General features: G+C 68.3%; 18 protein-coding genes. 5 read left to right on the forward strand and 13 right to left on the reverse strand.

Annotated features, from left to right (window positions below):
• Positions 1 to 44 precede the first annotated feature (44 nt).
• From E3O54_RS11155 to hrcA, 4 genes are all read right to left on the reverse strand, one after another.
• Positions 45 to 422, reverse strand: coding sequence for an HIT domain-containing protein (locus E3O54_RS11155; RefSeq protein ID WP_104099995.1), 378 nt, complete (start codon positions 420 to 422; stop codon positions 45 to 47).
• Positions 423 to 444: 22 nt separating this feature from the next.
• The gene (locus tag E3O54_RS11160) at positions 445 to 1,185 is read right to left on the reverse strand and encodes a 16S rRNA (uracil(1498)-N(3))-methyltransferase (RefSeq protein ID WP_134375022.1); all 741 of its coding nucleotides are present in this window, start codon (positions 1,183 to 1,185) and stop codon (positions 445 to 447) included.
• A 6-nt stretch (positions 1,186 to 1,191) separates the two neighbouring features.
• On the reverse strand, positions 1,192 to 2,310 hold the full coding sequence (dnaJ, locus tag E3O54_RS11165) for a molecular chaperone DnaJ (protein ID WP_104099997.1): 1,119 nt from the start codon (positions 2,308 to 2,310) through the stop codon (positions 1,192 to 1,194).
• 66 nt (positions 2,311 to 2,376) lie between these two features.
• Positions 2,377 to 3,414 (reverse strand): heat-inducible transcriptional repressor HrcA, encoded by a 1,038-nt coding sequence (hrcA, locus tag E3O54_RS11170; protein ID WP_134375024.1) that lies wholly within the window; start codon positions 3,412 to 3,414, stop codon positions 2,377 to 2,379.
• 167 nt (positions 3,415 to 3,581) lie between these two features.
• On the opposite strand from hrcA, the gene E3O54_RS11175 reads away from it, so the two are divergent.
• Together E3O54_RS11175 and E3O54_RS11180 are read left to right on the forward strand one after the other, a co-directional pair.
• Positions 3,582 to 4,028 carry a DUF4870 domain-containing protein gene (locus tag E3O54_RS11175; protein ID WP_134401611.1) on the forward strand — a complete coding sequence of 149 codons (447 nt, stop codon included), beginning with the start codon at positions 3,582 to 3,584 and terminating at the stop codon, positions 4,026 to 4,028.
• A 36-nt stretch (positions 4,029 to 4,064) separates the two neighbouring features.
• Positions 4,065 to 4,442 carry a DUF4870 domain-containing protein gene (locus E3O54_RS11180; protein ID WP_241976871.1) on the forward strand — a complete coding sequence of 126 codons (378 nt, stop codon included), beginning with the start codon at positions 4,065 to 4,067 and terminating at the stop codon, positions 4,440 to 4,442.
• A 2-nt stretch (positions 4,443 to 4,444) separates the two neighbouring features.
• Here E3O54_RS11180 and hemW read toward each other — a convergent pair whose 3' ends face one another.
• From hemW to lepA, 3 genes are read right to left on the reverse strand one after another with little or no spacing between them, the layout of a single operon-like run.
• Complete coding sequence (gene hemW / locus E3O54_RS11185) at positions 4,445 to 5,671, reverse strand: radical SAM family heme chaperone HemW (protein WP_104169679.1); 1,227 nt, start codon at positions 5,669 to 5,671, stop codon at positions 4,445 to 4,447.
• A gap of 4 nt (positions 5,672 to 5,675) precedes the next feature.
• Entirely contained in the window at positions 5,676 to 6,323 is a 648-nt protein-coding gene (locus E3O54_RS11190; protein ID WP_134401612.1) for a DUF1990 family protein, read from the reverse strand.
• A gap of 4 nt (positions 6,324 to 6,327) precedes the next feature.
• Positions 6,328 to 8,175, reverse strand: coding sequence for a translation elongation factor 4 (gene lepA / locus E3O54_RS11195; protein WP_104100001.1), 1,848 nt, complete (start codon positions 8,173 to 8,175; stop codon positions 6,328 to 6,330).
• 423 nt (positions 8,176 to 8,598) lie between these two features.
• Between lepA and E3O54_RS11200 the strand changes: the two genes are divergently transcribed.
• Together E3O54_RS11200 and rpsT are read left to right on the forward strand one after the other, a co-directional pair.
• Positions 8,599 to 9,345, forward strand: coding sequence for an alpha/beta fold hydrolase (locus E3O54_RS11200; RefSeq protein ID WP_104100002.1), 747 nt, complete (start codon positions 8,599 to 8,601; stop codon positions 9,343 to 9,345).
• 118 nt (positions 9,346 to 9,463) lie between these two features.
• Positions 9,464 to 9,727 (forward strand): 30S ribosomal protein S20, encoded by a 264-nt coding sequence (rpsT, locus tag E3O54_RS11205; RefSeq protein WP_104100003.1) that lies wholly within the window; start codon positions 9,464 to 9,466, stop codon positions 9,725 to 9,727.
• Positions 9,728 to 10,083: 356 nt separating this feature from the next.
• On the opposite strand, the gene holA is transcribed toward rpsT, so the two are convergent.
• From holA to E3O54_RS11235, 6 genes are all read right to left on the reverse strand, one after another.
• On the reverse strand, positions 10,084 to 11,127 hold the full coding sequence (gene holA, locus E3O54_RS11210; RefSeq protein WP_233191251.1) for a DNA polymerase III subunit delta: 1,044 nt from the start codon (positions 11,125 to 11,127) through the stop codon (positions 10,084 to 10,086).
• A gap of 41 nt (positions 11,128 to 11,168) precedes the next feature.
• On the reverse strand, positions 11,169 to 13,640 hold the full coding sequence (locus E3O54_RS11215) for a ComEC/Rec2 family competence protein (RefSeq protein ID WP_134401613.1): 2,472 nt from the start codon (positions 13,638 to 13,640) through the stop codon (positions 11,169 to 11,171).
• A gap of 267 nt (positions 13,641 to 13,907) precedes the next feature.
• Positions 13,908 to 14,627 carry a helix-hairpin-helix domain-containing protein gene (locus E3O54_RS11220; RefSeq protein WP_104100006.1) on the reverse strand — a complete coding sequence of 240 codons (720 nt, stop codon included), beginning with the start codon at positions 14,625 to 14,627 and terminating at the stop codon, positions 13,908 to 13,910.
• A gap of 100 nt (positions 14,628 to 14,727) precedes the next feature.
• Positions 14,728 to 17,310 carry a leucine--tRNA ligase gene (gene leuS, locus E3O54_RS11225; RefSeq protein WP_104100007.1) on the reverse strand — a complete coding sequence of 861 codons (2,583 nt, stop codon included), beginning with the start codon at positions 17,308 to 17,310 and terminating at the stop codon, positions 14,728 to 14,730.
• A gap of 78 nt (positions 17,311 to 17,388) precedes the next feature.
• Complete coding sequence (locus E3O54_RS11230) at positions 17,389 to 18,885, reverse strand: anthranilate synthase component I family protein (RefSeq protein WP_104100008.1); 1,497 nt, start codon at positions 18,883 to 18,885, stop codon at positions 17,389 to 17,391.
• A 285-nt stretch (positions 18,886 to 19,170) separates the two neighbouring features.
• Positions 19,171 to 20,682: a M20/M25/M40 family metallo-hydrolase gene (locus E3O54_RS11235; protein WP_134343364.1), complete on the reverse strand. Its 1,512-nt coding sequence runs from the start codon at positions 20,680 to 20,682 to the stop codon at positions 19,171 to 19,173.
• 136 nt (positions 20,683 to 20,818) lie between these two features.
• Between E3O54_RS11235 and E3O54_RS11240 the strand changes: the two genes are divergently transcribed.
• Positions 20,819 to 21,475, forward strand: a complete 657-nt coding sequence (locus tag E3O54_RS11240) for a DedA family protein (protein ID WP_104100010.1) — start codon at positions 20,819 to 20,821, stop codon at positions 21,473 to 21,475.
• The last annotated feature ends 22 nt before the right edge of the window (positions 21,476 to 21,497 follow it).

Genomic DNA, 21,497 nt, shown 5'->3' on the forward strand with positions numbered 1-21,497 from the left:
TGCCGTCGACCGTGATGTGCACCTCGGCCTGGCCCGGCCCGGGCTCACCGGAAACCAAGCGTTCCCTCCCCGAGGGTTCCGCCGGCGGCCTGCGGAGCGAGCAGGTGAGCGTGGACGTGGAAAACGGTCTGCCCGACGCTGGCGCCGGTATTGAACACGAGCCGGAACTGGCCGTTGGACAGCCGGGCCGCCACAGCATCCGCCACCTCGATGAGTTCGGTCAGCAGCCCGGGGTCTCCGGCCGCGAGCTCGACCACGTTGCTGTACTCGGATGTTTTCGGCGTGATGACGACATGCACGGGCGCCTGCGGGGCGATGTCGGTGAAGGCGATGATCCGTTCGGTTTCGGCGACGATGGTCGCCGGGACCTCGCGCGCGGCGATGCGAGTGAAGATGGACGGTTCTTGGCCGGTGGAAGACATGTCTCTATCTTAAGCTCACGCGCTACCAGCGGCCGAGCGTCACGTTCAGGATGGAGAGGGCGGCCGGGCCGGCGGTGGAGGTGCGCAGCACATTGTCGCCCAGGCGCACCCGGGTGGCGCCTGCCTGCTCGAGCAGGGTCAGCTCGGCCGGGGAGATGCCGCCCTCGGGTCCGACGACGAGCAGGATATCCCGGTCGTCGGTCGGCGCCGCCTGCGAGGTCAGCCGTTCGCTCGCGGTGGGCTCCAGCAGCAGCATCCGGGTAGTGCCGGCCAGCTCGGCCAGCATTTTGGTGCTCGCCGGTTCCCCGACCGTGGGCAGCCACGCGCGAATCGACTGTTTCGAGGCCTCGCGCACAATGCTGGACCAGCGATCCCGGCCCTTCTTGATTTTGGCTCCCTCCCAGCGCGTCACGGAGCGGGATGCGGCCCACGGGATCACCCCGTCGATGCCGAGCTCCGTGGCCGCCTGCACAGCCAATTCGTCCCGGTCTCCCTTGGCGAGAGCCTGGACCAGACGGATGCGCGGCGTCAGCAGCGCGGTCACGGTCACCGTCTCGACGCGCAGGGTCAGCAGCCTCGCATCTGCGTCAACGACGGTGGCGGCGAGCATGAGCCCGGCCCCGTTCCCGATCTGCAGGCGCTCGCCCGGGCGCACCCGGCTGACGGTGACCGCGTGCCGGGCCTCGGCGCCGCCGATGCCGACGACCGCCCCCGGCACGCAATCGGCGGCGTGGAGCGCCTCATCGATGAAGAAGTGTGCCATCGACGCCTAGCCGCGAAACCGATCGCGCAGCTTGGCGAAAAGTCCCTGCTGAAAGGCGCTGAGGGCAGGAACCGGCGCCTTGTGGCGGGCCGCAAAGGCCTCGATCAGCTCCCGCTCCTTGTGGTCGAGACGGGTCGGTGTGACCACGTGCACGCCGACCTTCAGGTCGCCGCGTCCGTTCCCGCGCAGACGGGTTACGCCGCGGTCCTTGACCGTGATGATCTCGGCGCTCTGCGTGCCCGGCCTGAGCTCGACCTCGATGTCGCCGTCGAGCGCCTTGACGGTCGCGGATCTGCCGAGGATGGCATCCGTCATCGGCACCTCGAGGGTGCAGAGCAGGTCGTCGCCGTCACGGCTGAACACGTCGTGGTGGCGCACCTTCATCTCAAGGTAGAGGTCGCCGTTGGGACCGCCGGCCGGACCGGCCTCGCCGCTGCCGGGCATCTGCAGGCGCAGGCCCGTGTCGACCCCCGCCGGGATGTCGACGGGGACCGTGCGACGCGCTCGCACGCGGCCCTGGCCCTGGCAGGTGACGCAGGGAGTGGCGATGATCGTGCCGTAGCCGCGGCAGGAACCGCAGGGGCTGCTCGTCATGACATTGCCGAGCAGCGACCGCACGGCGCGCTGGATGGTGCCGGTGCCGTGGCAGATGTCGCAGGTGACGGGCGCGGTGCCCGGCTGGCAGCACGTGCCGCTGCAGGTCGCGCACATGATGGCCGTGTCGACCTCGAGCTCCCGGTGCGTGCCGAAGATGATCTCATCGAGGTCGAGGTCGACCCGGATCAGGGCATCCTGGCCGCGCTCTCGGCGCGACCGAGGCCCGCGGCTGGATCCCCCGCCGCCGAAGAAGGTCTCGAAAATGTCGCCGAAGTTGCCGAAGTTGCCGTCGAAACCGGCGCCTCCGCCGCCGCCCGAGCGGCCGTTGCCGCCACGGTCGTAGTTGTCGCGTTGCTTGACGTCGCTGAGCACGTCGTAGGCGTGCGTGACGGATTTGAAGCGCTCGGATGCATCCGCGCCCGGGTTCACGTCGGGGTGCAGCTGCCGGGCCAGCCTGCGGTAGGCCTTCTTGATCTCGTCGGTCGAGGCGTCGCGGGCAACGCCGAGTACTTCGTAATGGTCAGCCAAAGCTGGCTCTCCTAGGTCTGTTCTGAAATGTGGTGTTCCGCCGGCTTCTGGGCCGAGGGGAACTGGTCAATTCTCGCCGAGAAGGCGTGAAAGGTAGCGGGCGACCGCACGGACGGCCGCCATGTTGTTCGAGTAGTCCATCCGAGTGGGGCCGAGTACGCCGAGGCGCGCCAGGTTGCCGCCCTGCGAGGAGTAGCCGCTGGTGAGCACGGATGTCTCGGCCAGACCGAACGGGGCATTCTCCCGGCCGATACTGACGGACACGCCGTGCTGGTCAGAGGCCATCTCGCCGAACAGCCGCAGAAGCACGACCTGTTCCTCGATGGCCTCGAGCACCGGGAAAATGCTGCCGGTGAAGTCTTCCTCGGTGCGCACGAGGTTGGCGGCGCCGGCCATCACGAGCCGGTCCTGCCTGTTCGCGCCGACCTGGTCCCGCAGGGTGCCGGTGATCAGATCCACCGCCTCCTGCTGCTCGAGCGGGCCGAGGCCGGAGCCGGCGGTGAGAGAGCTGCCGGTAAGGGTGCTGGCGGCCTCGCTCATGCCCAGCCCGACCAGAGCAGAATTCAACCGGGTGCGCAGTTCGATCAGAACGGGTTCAGCCAGAGGCCGGGGCAGGTCGACGACGCGTTGCTCGACCCGTCCGGCATCCGTGATCAGAACCGACAGGAGGCGAGTCTCGGACAGGGGCACCAGTTCGATGTGGCGCACCTTCGCGCGGGACAGCGACGGATACTGCACCAGGGCGACCTGATGGGTGAGCTGCGAGAGCAGCCGCACGCTGCGGGCCAGCACCTCGTCAAGGTCGGCCGACTGACCGAGGAACGTCTCGATGGCTTGGCGCTGCGCCGCCGAGAGCGGGCGCAGATCGGCGAGATGGTCGACGAACAGGCGGTAGCCCTTATCGGTGGGGATGCGGCCCGACGAGGTGTGCGGAGCCGCGATCAACTCTTCCTCTTCGAGCAGGGCCATGTCGTTGCGGATCGTGGCCGCCGAGACCCCGAAGGAATGCCGGTCGACGATAGATTTGGAACCGACGGGTTCGCGGGAGGCTACATAGTCCTGAACGATCACACGCAGGACTTCGAGACTGCGATCGGACACCATGGCGCTCGCCTCCTCCCAGCGTCGCGAGTGCAGCATCGATTGGCACTCGCGGTATGTGACTGCCAATCATACCGCGACCGGCTGGGCTTACCCATTGCTCCCCAATGTTGGGGCGCAGTAACTTAGGCATGTAGCACCTCTTCCCCGGTGCACTGAAAGGCATGATCATGAGTAATTTCACTGGTCCCGGATCCGATGATCCGTACCAGGGCCAACGGCCGCCGCAACCGCCCTACCAGCCTGCCGCCCCGGGACCGTCGGCACCCCTGACGGAGGCGGATGACCGCCAATGGGCGTCCCTCGCACATCTGGGCGGGATCCTCATGTTCGTGCCGTCCCTGGTGCTGTGGCTGCTCTTCAAAGACCGCGGACCTCTGACCAGCGTCGAGGCGAAGGAAGCGCTCAACTTTCAGATCACGCTTCTGATCGGCTACTTCGCGATCAACTTTTTTGCAACGGTCATCGGCTTCCTCACATTCGGCATCGGCGGCGTCATCGGCGGTCTCGCCTGGGTGCTGTACATCCTCGGTGTTGTCTTCTCGGTGCTCGGCTACCTCCAGGCGAAGGACGGCAACCACTACCGGTACCCGTTCGCCCTGCGCCTGATCAAGTAGCCCGGCGCACTCGGTTTTTCTTCAGAAGGAGCACCAATGACCAATTCCACCCCACCACCGCCCGCCAACCCGAACCAGGCTCCCACCCCGATGAACCCGGCCGACGAAAAACTGTGGGCCACCCTCGTGCACGTCGGCGGCATTCTGTTCTATTTCGTGCCGGCCCTGATCGGCTACATCGTGCTCAAGGACCGCGGCCCGTTCATCCGGGCACACACCGCGACCGCACTGAACTTCCAGCTCACGCTCCTGATCGCCTACGCGGTCGGCGGCGTCCTGACGATCATCCTCGTCGGCTACCTCGTTCTCCTGGCTGCCTTCGTTCTGATGGTCGTGTTCGGCATCATGGCCGCCTTGGCCGCAAACCGGGGCGAGTACTACACGTATCCGCTGTCGATCAAGTTCGTGAACTGAGTTCAGTCGGCGAGCAGGCGGCGCACGACGGCATCCGCCAGGAGGCGTCCTCTGAGGGTCAGTTCGATCGAACCGAAGAGGGCTGCTTTCGCGTCGATGAGTTCGTCGGCGATGAGTCCCGCCACCTCGTGGCGCCTGAGCGGGCTGAGCGAGTCGATGGGGATACCCTCGCGGATTCGGGTGAGCAAGAGCACCCGCTCCACCTCCTGAGTGGCCGCATCGAGGGTCTCCCGCCCGGCAGCCGGTGAGTCGCCGGCGCGAATCCGATCGCCGTAGGCCGACGGATGCTTGACGTTCCACCAGCGCACCCCACCGATGTGGCTGTGGGCTCCGGGCCCCACACCCCACCAGTCCTGGCTGCGCCAGTAGGCGAGGTTGTGGCGCGAGCGGTGCGCGTCATCCGTCGCCCAGTTGCTGACCTCATACCAGCCGTAGCCTGCCGAGGATAGTAGGTCGTCGGCCAGCTCATAGAACTCGGCCTGAACGTCGTCATCGACAGGGGCCAGTTCGCCGCGCTTGATCTGGCGGGCCAGCTTGGTGCCCTCCTCGACGATAAGCGAGTAGGCGCTGACGTGGGTGGGAGCCTGCCGGATGGCGTGCTCGAGGCTGGTGCGCCAATCGACGAGGGTCTCCCCCGGTGTGCCGTAGATCAGGTCGAGGGACACGTCGAGGCCGGCCTCGCGCGCCCACTGCACCACAAGCGGCACCCGCTCGGGGTCGTGGGTGCGCTCGAGGGTGGCCAGCACGCTCGGTACCGCGGACTGCATGCCGAAGGATACCCGGGTGAAGCCGGACTCGGCGAGGCGGCCGAGGTAGGCGGCGTCGACGGAGTCGGGGTTCGCCTCGGTGGTCACCTCGGCGCCGGGTGCGATCCCCCAGGTGGAGCGCACGGCCTCCAGCATCCGCACCAGGTCGTCGGCCGGGAGCAGGGTGGGGGTGCCGCCGCCGAAGAAGACGGTCGCCGCCTGGCGGGCCGGCACGCCCGACTGAGTCAGGATCCGGCCAGCCGACTGGACCTCGGTGATCGCCTGGCCGGCATAGTCATGCTGGCTTGCGCCCCGCAACTCGGTGGCGGTATAGGTGTTGAAGTCGCAGTAGCCGCAGCGGACCCGGCAGAACGGCACATGCAGGTAGACGCCGAAATCGCGCTGGGCTGCTCCCACGGCGGCCGAGGCCGGCAGCAGTCCGTCGCTGGGTGCGGGGTCGCCGAGGGGAAGGGCACTGCCCATGCGGTTAGACCGCGCCGATCGGATGCAGCGCGCGTAGGTACCGAGCGGTGATTTTGGCCTGTTGCCGCCGCACGAACGGCCAGCCCAGCCGGTAGAACCAGTTGCCGGGGCGGGAGAAGGCGCGGATGGTCAGCCAGACCGAGTCGTCCTCGCGTCTGTCGACGATGAACGATTCCTCGCCGCTGGCCGGGTGCCCGGCCATGGTGCCGTACGCGAAGCCGAGGCGGTCGGGTTCATCGATCACGTAGACCACGCGCACGGGGGCATCGATGGTGAAGGGGCCTAACTTGCTCGTGAGGTGCGCGGACATGCCGTTGACGATGTAGGGCGTGCCGTCCTCGGCGAAGACGGCCTCGTCCGGCTCGGGCTTCTGGTCGCGGGCGGCCTGGCCGTCGGCGTCGAAGACGAGTCCCGTGTACTGCTGGCCGGTGCCGTCCAGCAGGTCGGTGACGATCATTCCACTCCCCCGCTGCACGCCCCAGGTCATCAGCGACTTCGAGGCCAGCTGGAAGCGCTCCTCACCGCTGCCAAGGCGCACGGTGCGCTCGAGGGGCCGGTAGCCCTTGGGTGGGAACCGGAGCAGGTCCGGGGCGAGGGTGCCGCCGATGGACGCGTAGGTGACGGCGGTATCGGTGAAGGTGGCGCGGCGCATCCGTCTACTTCTTCTTCGGGGGCTCGTCACCGGACAGGGCGGCGATGAACGCCTCCTGGGGAACCTCGACCCGGCCGACCATCTTCATGCGCTTCTTGCCCTCCTTCTGCTTCTCCAGCAGCTTGCGCTTGCGGGAGATGTCGCCGCCGTAGCACTTGGCGAGAACATCCTTGCGGATGGCACTGATGGACTCGCGGGCGATGATGCGGGCGCCGATCGCGGCCTGGATGGGCACGTCGAACTGCTGGCGCGGGATGAGCTTGCGCAGCCTTCCCGTCATCAGCACGCCGTAGTCGTAGGCCTTGTCGCGGTGCACAATCGCGCTGAACGCGTCGACCTGTTCGCCCTGCAGCAGGATGTCGACCTTGACCAGGTCGGCCTCCTGAGAGCCGATGGGTTCGTAGTCGAGCGAGCCGTAGCCGGCGGTGCGGCTCTTGAGATTGTCGAAGAAGTCGAACACGATCTCACCGAGCGGCATCGTGTAGCGGATCTCGACCCGGTCCTCGCCGAGGTAGTCCATGCCGAGCAGGGTGCCGCGGCGGCTCTGGCAGAGTTCCATGATCACGCCGACGTAGTCCTTGGGTGCGAGGATGGCCGCCTTCACGATCGGCTCCTCGACCTTGGCGATCTTCCCGTTCGGGAACTCGCTCGGGTTGGTGACCGTGACAGACTTCTTGTCGTCGGTGGTGACCTCGTAGATCACACTGGGCGCCGTGGTGATCAGGTCGAGGCCGAACTCCCGGTCGAGCCGCTCGGTGATGATTTCCAGGTGCAGCAGCCCGAGGAAACCACAGCGGAAACCGAAACCGAGGGCGACGGATGTCTCGGGCTCGTACACGAGGGACGCGTCGGAGAGTTTGAGCTTGTCGAGGGCCTCCCGGAGGGCCGGGTAGTCGCTGCCGTCGATCGGGTAGAGGCCCGAGAAGACCATGGGCTTCGGCTCGGTGTAGCCCGGAAGGGCGACGGTGGCGGGGCGGAGCGCGGTGGTCACCGTGTCGCCGACCTTCGACTGGCGCACATCCTTCACGCCCGTGATCAGGTAGCCGACCTCGCCGACGCCGAGGCCCTTGCTGGTGGTGGGCTCGGGCGAGGTGACGCCGATCTCGAGGATCTCGTGCGTGGCACGGGTCGACATCATCTGGATCTTCTCGCGCGGGCCCAGCTTGCCGTCGATCATGCGCACATAGGTGACGACGCCACGGTAGCTGTCGTAGACCGAGTCGAAGATCATCGCGCGGGCCGGGGCGGCCGGGTCGCCGACCGGAGCCGGGATGAGGCGGGTGGCGCGGTCGAGGAGTTCGGCGACACCGACACCGGTCTTGCCGGAAACCCGGAGCACGTCGTCGGGACTGCCACCGATCAGGCTGGCGAGCTCCTTCGCGTACTTGTCGGGGTCGGCAGCCGGCAGGTCGATCTTGTTCAGCACCGGGATGATGGTGAGGTCGTTCTCCAGCGCCAGGTAGAGGTTGGCGAGGGTCTGCGCCTCGATCCCCTGGGCGGCGTCGACGAGGAGGATTGCTCCCTCGCACGCGGCCAGGCTGCGAGACACCTCGTAGGTGAAGTCCACGTGGCCGGGGGTGTCGATCATGTTCAGGGCGTAGGTCTGCCCGTCGAGTTCCCACGGCATACGAACGGCCTGGCTTTTGATGGTGATGCCGCGCTCGCGCTCGATGTCCATCCGGTCAAGGTATTGGGCGCGCATCGAACGGTCATCGACGACGCCGGTGATCTGCAGCATCCGGTCGGCCAACGTGGACTTGCCGTGGTCGATGTGGGCGATGATGCAGAAATTGCGGATGAACTCGGGCGGGGTGGCGGCCGGTTCAAGCGCCGTGAGGGGTCTCGGTGACATGGTCTTGCAATTCTCCCATAGGTGGCTGGGTCCCGGTTTCGCCGTTGCCGCGCATCGTTCCAGGCTTGCGCGCGGGAACGGCCGCACCCGGCGGCTCGCAGCGAACCACTGCCGCGAACCACTGCCGTGAACCACTGCCGTGGCTCTTCGGCGGGTAGTGTGGCCATCTCAGGAGATCCGACCGGGCGAGGCCGGACATCCGCACCGGTTCCGCACTGGTCCGCGGTGGCCCGGCCACCCGTGCGACGGATGTCCTGAGTTGGCCACAGACGCAGCGCCCGGCCGAGCACTCACCCACGGAAGAGCCAGAAGTGATTGACGCGAACCGGGTGCTGTCACTGCTGATCTGGTGCGGCTACTCCCTGATGTCTATCATCGGTATCGCCGTCACCCTCTCGTGCGGCTGCTCACCAGGAGGAATGAATGACACCCGCCGTCCCGGTTCTTTTCGTGCACGGGATCCGCACGTCGGGCACCATGTGGCGACGACAGCTGTCCATGCTGGGCGAGGCCGGGCATCCGGCACTCGCGATCGATCTGCCGGGGCACGGCGCCCGCATGGACGAAACGTTCACCGTGGCGGGCGCCCTGGCCGCCATCGACGAGGGCGTCGCTGCTCTGGGCGGCCGGGTGCTGCTGGTCGGCCTCTCCCTCGGCGGCTACTACGCCATCGAGTACGCCGCGCGCCACCCGCAGAAGGTGGCCGGGCTGGTCGCCGCGGGAAGCTGCGCGCTCCCGGCCGGCTGGCTGCTGGACGCCTACCGGGGCCTGGCCCGGCTGATCCGCCGACTGCCCGACCAGGGACTGTGGCTCCACACCACACTCGTGCGGGTGCTCCTCCCATCGGCAGGGGCCGCCGACACGCTCGCCGGCGGTGTGCCGCTGACGGTGATGGATGCCGGGCTCGGCGCCACCGGCAGCCTCCGCCCGCTGGACAGCCTGGCTCGCTATCCCGGCCCGGTGTGGCTGGTCAACGGTTCTCTGGATCAGTTCCGGCTGCATGAGCGCCGCTTCCTCGCCGCCTGCCGGGACGGGCGCCTCGTGATCGTCCCCCGGGCGTCGCACCTCGTCAGCCTGGCCCAACCGGAACGCTTCGCCGCGGTGCTGAGCGGCATCCTCACGGAGGTTGCGATCGACTGGCCCGGGCCGATTGTCGACCTGAACGAATAACTGGTATCGTTGCCTGTTGGCTTGCGTGTTGGGTCCCACCCCACACGATAATTGCCGTACGGCGCCCTCTACCGCCAAGCGGCCCATCCGAAAAAGAATCTAACGAAAGCGTATAAACGTGGCAAACATCAAGTCGCAGATCAAGCGTATCGGCACCAACAAAAAGGCCCAGGAGCGCAACAAGTCGGTCAAGAGCGAGTTCAAGCGCGCTGTCCGCGCGACGCGCCTGGCGATCGCCTCGGGCGACAAGGACAAGGCTGTTGCCAGCCTCGCCGTTGCCTCGAAAAAGCTCGACAAGGCCGTCAGCAAGGGCGTCATCCACCAGAACCAGGCCGCGAACAAGAAGTCCGCGATCGCGAAGTCGGTCAACGCCCTCGTCTAGTCTGCGCCCGACCGGGATCAGGATCGTTCACCGGCCCTGACCGGCGTACACAACAGCCCCTGCCATCTCGGCGGGGGCTTTCGTGTGTCCGGGCAGAGGCTCGAACCGTCGGGGACCGGTCACCTGAAATTCATCACGGCCGGGCCCGGTCAGGCGCAGCAGCATCGCCCTGACGGCGGTCCTGGCAGCCGTCGCCTATCTGCCGCTCGCCGCGCTGATCGTGTCGTGCGCGCCGAGTCCGCCCAGGCCCACACCTCTCAGTTCGGGCATCAGTCGGCGCGCACCACAGTGAGCGACCCCTCCCTGGCGCGGAGCTCACCGTCGAGGGTAAGGAGGCGCGCGAAAGCCGGGTCTGGTCAGCTCTCACCGCGGCGGGCGATCACACCGATGAGCCGCTCGAGAGCGAAGACGGGGTCGCGCTCGGCACCCTTCACTGCGGCATCCGTTTCGGCCAGCGCCACGACGCAGCGGGCGAGACCCTCGTCGGACCAGCTGCGCAGGTCACGTTGGGCCCGCTCGACCTGCCAGGGGGCGAGGCCGAACTGGGAGGCAAGCTGGGCCGAGCCGCCGCGCACCCCGCAGAGCTTCGCCATGGTGCGGATCTTCATGGCGAACGCGGCCACCACCGGGACCGGGTCGGCGCCGGAGGACAGGGCGTGGCGCAGGATGACGAGCGCCTCCCCCTGATGCCCGGCGATGGCGGCATCGGCTACCTTGAACGCGTTGGCCTCGACCCTACCGCCGTAGTAGCGGTCCACGGTCGTCTCGGTCACTTCGGTGCCGACATCGGCGATGAGCTGCTGGCAGGCCGCGGAGAGTTCGGCCAGATCGCCGGAGAACGCGGCGACCAGGGACCGCAGCGCGCTGGGAGTGACCCGCTTGCCGGCCGTCTTGAATTCCGCGGAGGCGAAGTCGTGCCGGTCGGAGTCTTTCTTCAGCTCGGTGCAGACGACCTCGATGGCGCCGCCGACGCCCGAACGGATGGTGTCGAGCAGCTTCTTGCCGCGCACGCCGCCGCCGTGCCGGAGCACGACGTAGGTGTCCTCGGCCGGGTTCTGCAGGTAGTCCAGGGCCTCCGCGAGGAACGTGTCGCTGCACTTCTCGACGGAGCTGACGCGGATCAGCCGCGGTTCGCCGAAGAGGGACGGGCTGGCCATGGTGAGCAGTTCGCCGGGCGCATAGCTGTCGGCCTGCACGTCGCTGATCTCCAGGCTGGGGTCTTCGAGTTTGAGGAAGTCCCGCAGCTGGCGGATCGCGCGTTCGGCCAGGAACACTTCGGTTCCGGAGACCAGGATGATCGGCGCCGGCCGCACCTGGTGCCAGGCCAGCTGCGGGATGGCGGCCGACTTCGGCACAGCGCGGGGCGCGGTCCGGCCGGATGAAGCTGTGCGTGCGGCCACTCGGGGTTCCTTCGATTGAGGCTGTGCGGAATCCATTAAGACTATCCGGGGTCGGTGTCCGGCACGGTCTCGTTCCGCACGGTCTCGCTCCAGACCGTCAGCGCACCACCACCTGGCCCCGGAGCGATCACCAGCAGTCCCTGCTGATCGGTGCGGAGGGGCAGTGTGCCCGCGGCCGCAAGAATGTCCAGGACCGTGTCGGTGGGATGGCCGTAGCCGTTCTCCCTGCCTACCGAAATCAGCCCCACCGTTGCCCGAAGATCGGCATAGAGCTCCGGGCTTTGGTCTGCCGACCCGTGGTGGGCGACCTTGACGACATCCACCTCGCCCGGGCTGGAGCTGCGCCGGAGCGCGTCCTGGGATTCCTCGCCGAGATCCCCGAGGAACAGGGAACGGATGCCGCGACCGTCGAATCCGATCGTCACGCTCCCCTCGTTTCCGGTCTGCATCACCGCTGAGCCCCGCACCGGCCAGAGGATCTCCCAGCGCAGCTCCCCGAGGGTGCCCGTGTCGCCGCGGGCAGCGCCCCGCAGTTCGGCACCGCCCGCGGCGAGGGCATCGTGCAGTCGCTCATCGTCGGCGTTCTCCGGGATGCCGACCAGCGCCGTGTCGACGCGGCCGATCACGGCGGCGACCCCGCCGATGTGGTCCAGGTCGTAGTGGGTCAGCACGAGGATGTCGATTCGGTCGATCCCCAGCGTGTCGAGGCAGTCGGCGAGCAGGGCCGGGTCGGGCCCCACGTCGACGAGCGCGTACCGGTCGCGGTCGCGCACGACGACCGCATCACCCTGCCCGATGTCGCAGGCCGCGATCTGCCAGTCCGCGGGGAAGGCCACGGCCCGGCCGACGCCTGCCCCGATCAGGCTGCCCGCGTAGCTTCCGGCGGCGAGAACCAGCACCGCGATCGCCGCGATCGGCCAGCGCGCCCGAACCTGCCCCCGGCCCCGCATCACCAGCGCCACCGCGGCCACCGTCAGTAGAACGGTCACGAGAACACCGAGCGGGCCGCCCAGCCAGGGTAGGCGGCTGCCGGGCAGCTCTGCGGATGTTCGGGCGATCGCCGCGATCCAGGCGGCCGGCAGCCAGGCCAGGTAGAGCACTCCCCCGGCGACACCGGGCAGCCAGGGCAAGAGCAGGCACGCGATCAGACCGATGACGGTGGCGGCCGGGGCTGCCGGACCGGCCAGCAGATTCGCGGGCACCCCGTAGAGCGGGAGGGTGGGAGTGAGCAGAACGAGCACCGGCTGACAGGCCAACTGCGCGGCCAGCGGGATGGCGATCACGGCGGCGAGCCAGGTGGGCAGCCACCGATGCAGCATTCGGGTCAGCGGCCCGGCCAGCACGAGTAGGCCGGCCGTGGCCAGAACCGACAAAGCGAACCCGTAACTGCGGGCCAGCCATGGGTCGGCCGCCAGCAGTAGGATCACGACGAGTGCGAGCAACGGCACACCTCGGCCCGGCCGACCGGAGGCAATCCCGAGCAGCAGGATCGTCGCCATCAGAGCGGCACGCAGCACACTGGGTTCGGGCGTCACGAGCACCACGAACCCGAGCAGGGTGAGGAGCGAGATCGCGATCCGGATGCCGCGGCGCAGTCCCAGAAACCCGGTCAGCAGCATGACGCCCGCGATCACCACGGCGCAGTTCGCTCCAGACACGGCCGTGAGGTGGCTGAGCGAACTCGTCTTCATGGCCGCGTCGAGGTCTGCCTCAACCGAGCTCGTGTCACCAATGGCCAGGCCGGGCAGCAGGTCACCGCCGTCGCCGGGCAGATCGCCCGCGGCGGTCGTGAACAGGGTGCGCAGTTCCCCGGCCCAGCCGAGCCACCAGGGTGGTGTCACGAGGAGCTCGGGCGGACCACGCCCAAACACCAGGGCGGATGCCGCATCCCCGGCCGCCGTGAGCCGAAGGGTGGCGTCCAGCCGCACGACACTGCCGATCTGAAGCGCGGTCGTCTGTCCGCTCGCAGTCTCCGCGAACACGACCACCGGAACCGACAGACCCCGCCCAGCACCCTTCCGGGCGACCTCGCCCTGGTCGATCCCGGTCAGGGTGCCGCGGAAGCGCACCCGGGCGGACGCTCCGGAGTCAGAGCCAGCCGGGCCGAAGAGTGCGGGAGCACCGAACGACTGGGTCTGCACCGGGATTGACGCCACCGTGAGGAGCACGGTCACTGACTCCTGCCGGGCGGCGCTCTCCCGCACGGTTTCCGGCAGCCGCCCGGGCGCAGCGACCGTGACCGCGGATGCCATCAGCGCGGCCGCAGCGCAACAGACCAGGCCGACACCCCAGGCCGACACCCCCCGGGCGCGGAGCAGTCGACGCGCCACAACCAGACCCACGCCCAGTGCGGCGGCCCATAACGCGGCCTGAGCGCCGGGTGCCCACCCGGGGAAGGCGATGAGCAACCAGGCCGCCAGCCAGGCGGTCGCCGCGGGGAAAACCAAGCGCAGGTCGAGCCCGGTCATGCCGTGATCCGGGCGGCGAGCTACGATGTCGCGCGTAAAATCCATACCGGGAGGCTAGGTGCGCCCGCGGCTCCCCCCGGTGGCCACCGGAATCTGTGCCCGGTTGACGCGGGACCGGGGGTGTGGAGGCGTGCCCGGTGACCTCGCCACCGGTCCGCGGCGACGGAGCGGCTCGTGAAAAACGACACGCTTCAGCCCGCGAGCAGGCCGCCGACAGCGCCCATTGCCGCCAGTCGGTCAGTTTTCAAGCACCGGATACGCTCGCCGCACCGATGCGTCAGGACTTCAGGCACCCTCCGTTCACGGCCACTCTCACACGGTGATCAGGGCTTTGAGCCCCTCGAACGTCTTCTCACCGATACCGGTGACATTGCGCAGGTCCTCGACGGCCGCGAACGGCCCGTTGGCGTCGCGGAAGTCCAGAATGCGCTGGGCCATGGCCGGGCCGATGCGCGGCAGGGTGTCGAGGTCGGCCAGGCTGGCCGTGTTGAGGTTGACCAGGACCGCCGGGCCGCCGCCACCTGGGTCGGATGCGCCGCCGAGGGATGCACCGCTGCCCGGCGGCGGTCCCTCGGGGACTTCGCCGAGCTGGGGCAGGTAGAGCTGCTCGCCGTCGCTGACCTTGCGAGCGAGATTGGTGCCGGCCGGATCGGCGGTCTCGGTCAGCCCGCCGGCGGCGGCCACGGCATCCATCACCCGGGCGCCGGTGGAGAGTTCGAAGAGACCGGGACGCCGCACGGCGCCGAGCACATGAACGAAGATGAGGGCACCGGATGCCGAGGCTGCCCCCGAGGAACTCGGGTCCGGGCCGCTGTCGGCTCCACCGGAACCCGAACCCGCGGTCGGGTGCGCCGGGGACACCACCTGGTGCCCGGCCTGCTGACCGAGCGCGGACACGATTACCGCGGTGGCCAACGCCAATATCAACAGCACGACGGCTGCGCCCACCCCGATGCGCACGCGCGCAGGGGCGCGCCCCTGCGCGCTCGGGGCCAGGCGGTCGAGTGCCGCGATTACCGGGTCAGGCTCCATCCCCGCAGGCTAAGCCGACGGGTGCCGGTCCCCCAGCGGACGGCCGTACACTGTGGGCGGCGCCGCGAGGTGCCGCCCTGGGGAGGCGAGGCAGGCGGTGCTACTGGCCGCGGGTGACGATGCTGACGAGTTTCGGCGCGCGCACGATCACGTTCATGATCTCGCGGTCACCGATCCGGCGGATGACCTCGGCCGAGGTACGTGCGAGGCGTTCCAGCTCGTCGCCGGAGATCTTCGGGGACACCTCGATGCGGTCGCGCACCTTGCCGTCGACCTGCACGACGGCCGTGACCGACTCCTCCACGAGCAGGGTTCGGTCGGCCTTGCGCCACTGCACGAGGGCGACACACGGCTCATGGCCGAGGAGCTGCCACATATCCTCGGCCGCGTACGGAGCAAACAGGTTGAGCACCATGGCGGTGACCTCCGCGGCCTCGCGCACCGCGGCATCCGCGGGGCCGACGCCGGTGTCGATCACCTTGCGGGTGGCGTTGACGAGTTCCATCAGTCGGGCGACGACCACGTTGAACTTGAACGATTCGACCAGGCCGGGCGCATCGGCCAGGAAGCGGTGGGTGACCCGGCGGAGACCGGCGTCGCCGGACCTCCAATCGATGTCGGGCGTACTCGTGACGTCGCGGGCGACGCGCCAGGCGCGGGCCAGAAACTTGGCGGAGCCGACCGGCGAGACATCCGCCCAGTCGATATCGTCTTCCGGCGGTCCGGCGAAAGCCATGGTGAGCCGTACCGCGTCGACGCCGAACTGGTCGACCTCCTCGGTGAAGTAGACCAGGTTGCCCTTGCTCTTGGACATCTTGGCCCCGTCAAGGATGACCATTCCCTGGTTCAGCAGAGCCGTGAACGGCTCGGTGAAGCTGACATAGCCGAGGTCGAAAAGCACCTTGGTCATGAAGCGCGCGTAGAGCAGGTGCAGGATGGCGTGCTCGACGCCACCGACATACTGGTCGACGGGCGCCCACTTCTCGGCTTCCTTCGGGTCGAACGCCTTCGTGTCGTCGGTGGGGTTCAGGAAGCGCAGGAAGTACCAGGAGCTGTCGACGAAGGTGTCCATGGTGTCCGCGTCGCGGCGTGCGGGGGTGCCGTCGATCGGGTTGGGCACGTTGACCCAGTCGGCCGCGCCGCCCAGCGGCGACGTGCCCTTGGGCTTGAGGTCGAGGCCGTCGGTGGGCGGCAGCAACACGGGAAGCTGGTCTTCCGGCACGGGGATCTCGGCGCCGTCCTGGCCGTGGATGATCGGAATCGGCGTGCCCCAGTAGCGTTGACGGGAGATGAGCCAGTCACGCAGACGGTAGTTCTTGGCGGCGCGGCCGGTACCGTCGGCGGCCAACTGCTCGATCATGCGCTTGATCGCGGTGTTCTTGCTAAGGCCGTTGAGCGCGCCCGAGTTGATCAGGCGGCCTTCCCCGGTCAGTGCGATGCCAGTGCGAGCCGGGTCGAGGGAGGTGAGCTCCTCGGTGCCGTCGATCATGTCCTGCGTGATCACGGGGATCATGCCGGTGACCGCGGCGGTCGTGTCGACGACCACGACCACGGGCAGGTCGAAACGGCGGGCGAAGTCGAGGTCGCGCTGGTCGTGGGCCGGCACCGCCATCACGGCACCGTGGCCGTAGTCGGCGAGCACGTAGTCCGCGGCCCAGATCGGCAGGCGTTCGCCGTTGGCCGGGTTGACCGCGTAGCGCTCGAGAAACACGCCGGTCTTCTCTCGGTCGGTTGCCTGACGCTCGATCTCGGTGCTGTTCTGAACCTGTACCAGGTATTCCTGGAACCGTTCCTTGACGGTGGGCGAGGCATCCGCGACCAGCTCGACGGCGAGGTCCGCGTCGGGGGCGACGACCATGAAGGTCGCGCCGTAGAGGGTGTCGGGGCGGGTCGTGAAGACGCTGATGCGCTCCTCTCGGCCTTCGATCACGAAGTCCACGTCGGCGCCGATGGAGCGGCCGATCCAGTTGCGCTGCATGTTGAGCACCTTCGCTGGCCAGGTGCCCTCGAGCTGGTTCAGGTCGTCAAGCAGGCGGTCCGCATAGTCGGTGATCTTGAAGTACCACTGGGTGAGCTTCTTCTTGACCACCACGGCGCCGCTGCGCTCCGAGGTGCCGTCGGCGAGCACCTGCTCGTTGGCGAGGACGGTCTGGTCTACCGGGTCCCAGTTCACCCAGCTGTCCTTGCGGTAGGCGAGGCCCTTCTTGTACAGCTGCAGGAACAGCCACTGGTTCCACTTGTAGTATTCAGGGTCGCTGGTGTGCAGCTCGCGGGACCAGTCGAAGGATGCCGCGTAGAGCTTCATGCTTTTCTTCTGCTGCGCAATGTTGTCGTAGGTCCAGCCGCGCGGGTCGATGCCGCGCTTGATCGCGGCGTTCTCCGCGGGCAGCCCGAAGGAGTCCCAGCCGATGGGGTGTAGCACGTTGAAGCCCTGCTGACGCCAGTACCGGGCGACGATGTCGCCGAGCGCGTAGACCTCGGCGTGGCCCATGTGCAGGTCGCCGGAGGGATACGGGAACATGTCGAGCACGTACTTGCGCGGACGAACGTCGTCGGGATCGTTCGTGCGGAAGGGGTCGAGCTCTTCCCAGATCGGCTGCCACTTCGCCTGGATGGCGGCGAAATCGTAAACTTTTTCTTCGCTGTCCTGGCCGGTGCGGGTGTGGTCGTACTCGTGTGCCACGTGACTCTCTTCGTTGCAGTGGGGATTGCGCCAGCAGGCACAGGGCCGCGCGGAGGCGGCGTCCAAGCTCTTAGGTTACTAAACCTGGCCCTGGCCCGTGGCGGCTCCGGATCGAGGAACGCCGAGGACGGCCAGGAGCGCCGCCGCTTTCAGTCGGGTTTCCTCGATCTCCTCCAGCGGATCGGACAGCGCCGTGATGCCGCCGCCCGTGCCGATGGAGGCCCCGTCCGGACTGAGCACGATGCTGCGGATGACCATGGCCAGGTCGACCGCGCCGTTTCGCCCCAGATAGCCGAAGGCCCCGGCGTAGAGCCCGCGCGGTCCGCACTCGAGGGCGTCGAGGATGGTCATCGCACTGATCTTGGGTGCCCCGGTCATGGACCCGGCGGGGAAGCAGGACGCAACGGCATCCACGCCGGTCAGCCCCGCGGCCAGGCGCGCCTCGACCGTGCTGACCAGCTGGTGCACGTGCGCGTAACTCTCCACGGCGAGCAGGTTCGTGACCTGCACGCTGCCGAGCTCGGCGATCCGGCCGAGGTCGTTGCGCATCAGGTCGACGATCATCAGGTTCTCGGCGCGCTCTTTGTCGCTGCCCTCGAGCTCGTCGCGGAGCTCGCGGTCCCGGTCGGCCATCCGGGAGCGCGCCCGAGTGCCCTTGATCGGCTTCGTGGTGATCAGGCCGCCCGGGGTCACGGTCAGGAACTGTTCCGGGGAGGCGCTGAGCAGGGCGGTGTCCCCGAAACGCAGCAGCCCGCCGTGGTGGCTGGGGCTGCCGGCGCGCAACGCCAGGTAGGCGTCGACCGGATGCGGCCGCACGTCGACCAGGATCTCGTTGGTGAGGCAGAGCTGGTAGGCGTCACCGGCCCGGATGAACGCCTGGCATTCCTCGATCAGCTCGGTGTAGTGGTGCACGTCATGCCGCCACCGGGCTGCGCCGGCAGCGGCAACGGGGCCGGCAGCGGGGCCGACAGGCCACGTGACCGGCCGGGTCGCGGATGCTGCGGGCGGCGGCTCCGACGTGGCGAGAGCCTTGAGCACGGCATCGGCCCACACCTGCGGGGCATCCATCGCGTCGCCGGAAGCGCGGCGAGCGAGCGCCCTGACCGTGCGTGCCGCGTGATCGAACACCAGCACTTGGTGCACCTCGAGCAGGGCGGCATCCGGGTAGTGGGAGTCGTGCACGGGCGTGCCGAGGGTCTGGGCGCCGAGTTCGTAACCGAGCCAGCCCACCCAGCCCAGCCGAAAGCCGCCGGTATCGTCGGTGCCGGTATCCTCGGTGGCATCGTCGGGGAAGCCGGCCGGCTCCGCTCGCAGGAACTCGAAGATCGTCCCGGGTGAGAGGTGGCCCGGCACGGACGGATCGCCGGCGACCGAGACCGTCACGGTCCCCTCCGGCACCGAGGCGGTGACGAACCGGGACTCGGGCGACGCAGACCCAAGATAGCTGAGGCCGGTTTCGGCGCCGTTGCCGGCATCCAACCAGAACGCGTACGGGCTGTTGCGGTAGAGGGTGTCGAAGACGCGGGCCGGATCCCACCACTCGGGCAGGAGGATGCTCTGAGTCGGCCCGGTCACACTCCCAGCCTAGGTGCCCTGATTCTCCCCGGAGTGCAGCGATCTGCCGCCCCGGCCGCACGCTTGCCGAACTCGGTGCCGTGTCTCGAACGAATTCGACGGAGATTCTCCGGAAAACGGCTTTTCCCGTGTGTCTGCGCCCGATCCGGGCAAAATCTCCGTCGAATTCGTTCGGACCCACTCATCTGGGTGCCGGGACCGCACCCACGACCCCACCGGGGACGCAGTGGGGACGCCGCCCGCGGGCGGCGTCCCCACCTTTCTCCGTCAGGTGCTGCAGCGTGGCTACTTCACAGCGAGGCTGCCCTTGAACTGGAGCCCCGTCGAGCCGGAGCCGCCGCCCCTGGTCGTGCCGTTGACCGCGGAGGTGGTCTCGCCGAACGTCATCGTCGTGTGGGCGATGGCATCGGCCATCTGCTCCAGCACCTCCGCATTGATGTTCGTGATGTCGTCGCATGCGGCGTGGTAGCAGGCATCGTACGGTGCGCCGGCGACGCCACCGTAGGTGACCGCCTCAGCCTCCGTCATCAGGTCTTCCGCACCGGTGAAGAGCCCGCCGGCGGGAATGCCGTTCTCGATGAACCCGAAGTAGTCGGACCGACCGTCGAACTCGGTGGGTTCTACGGCCAGCCCCTGCGAGGCGAAGTAGTCCAGGAAGACCTTCTCGACCAGCGCCGACCCGTTCGGGCCGGTGGTGCCGAAGGACGAGCCGTCACCGTCGTAGACGAAGCGCACAAAGTTCGGCGACGCGACCATGTCGAAGTTCAGGTTGACGGCATGCGCCTTGATCTGGCGTTTCGTCAGCTGTGACACGTAGTACTCGGAGCCGACCAGTCCATCCTCCTCACTGCCCCAAAACGCGAACCGCACCCGGTTGGTGGGTGCGTTGCCGGAGGCGGCGAGCTGGATGGCGGTTTCCAGGATGGCGGCGCTGCCGCTGCCGTTGTCGTTGATTCCCGCGCCCTCGGCGACGGAGTCGAGGTGCGCTCCGGCCACGACCGTACGGTCCGCGCGACCGGCCGAATCGGCCAGGATGTTGAAGGATTCAGTGACGGTGACCTCAGCATCCACGGCCAGCCGCACGGTCGGGGCAGGCTGCCCGGCCAGAGCCGCGCCGAGCGCGAAGGTCGTTCCGATGACCGGAACGGCGGTCTGCGGGGCGTCCAGAGTGCCGTTGACGATACCGAGGCGGTCGTCGGCGTTGCCTTGGTTGAAGATGATCACGCCGGCGGCGCCGGCCGCGATCGCATTGTCGGCCTTGACCCGGAAGGTGCAGGTGCCGCGTTGGATCAGGGCGACGTTCCCGGCCGTGAAGCCCGCGAAGTCCGCGGCTTCACAGCCGCTGGTCGAGGCCCGGTCGCCGACCAGGTTGATGTCGACCGCCTGTACCGCCGCCGAGACCGTGCCGGAGCCGGAGTAGCTCATCGTGGCAAAGTCGGTGCCGGCAGCGTAGGTGGTGGGGGTGGGCGTGAACTGCGCGAACGACTCCGCGTTCAGCACGAACTGCTCATAGGAGTAGGCCTGACGGATCGGCGTGTAGCCCGCGGCCTTGAGCCGCTCTTCGACGTAGACGGCGGATGCCTCGTACCCCGGCGTGCCGGACGCACGCGTGCCGCCGTTGGCGTCCGCGATCTCCTGGAACTTCTCCAGGTGGTCGATGATTCCGGCTGCCGTAACGGCTTCGCGCAGCGCGCCGGTGTCCGTTCCGTTATCGGCGTAGGCGGGCAGCCCGACGCTGACCGACAGGGCCACGGCCGTGCCGATGGCGGCGAGACGTATATTCCGATTCTGTTTCATGAGGGTCCCTCAGACTGGATCGAACGTGGGCCGGTCGTCCTTGAGCGGCCCTGCAGTGACGCTAGCGTATCCCCCAGTCGCGGGGCAAGGGCAGGTCCCCAGCCCCGCTGCGGGTGCACGGCTTAGGCTGTGGGTCGTGAACGATATCCTCAGCTGGATCCTGGATACGGTTTCCAGCGTGGATCCGGTGCTGCGCACCCTCCTGGCCGGACTCGGCATGCTGCTGGAGACATCCGTTCTCGTCGGCCTGGTCGTGCCGGGCGATTCCATCGTGATCGTGGCGAGCACCGCGGTGAGCAACACGGCCGAGTTCCTGGGGCTCGTCGCCGCGGTGATCGTCGGAGCCCTGATCGGCGAGAGCATCGGCTTCGCGCTCGGCCGCCACTTCGGGCCGTGGATCCGGATGAGCCGCCTCGGGCGCCGGCTCGGGGAACGCAACTGGGCCCGGGCCGAGATCTACCTGGCACGGCGCGGCGGCATCGCCGTGTTCCTGTCGCGGTTCCTGCCCGTGCTGCACTCGCTGATCCCGCTGACCGTGGGGATGAGCCCGATGCCCTACCGCACCTTCATGAAGTGGACCGTGCCGGCCTGCGTGATCTGGGCGGTGGCCTACGTGTCGATCGGTTCGGCCGCCGCCGAAGGCTACCGCGAGCTCTCCGACCGGCTCCACTTCGCCGGATACCTCTTCGTCGGCGCGATCGCGCTCTTCGTGCTGCTCGTGTTCCTGGTCAAACGCTGGCTGCACCGCCGCGAGGAGCGACACATGGAACAGCCGGAGCCTCCGGTCGTCTGACCGCATGCTCGGTCGGGCGACC

This window comes from Cryobacterium sp. TMT2-4, from assembly GCF_004402575.1.
In the GTDB taxonomy this organism is placed as follows: domain Bacteria; phylum Actinomycetota; class Actinomycetes; order Actinomycetales; family Microbacteriaceae; genus Cryobacterium; species Cryobacterium sandaracinum.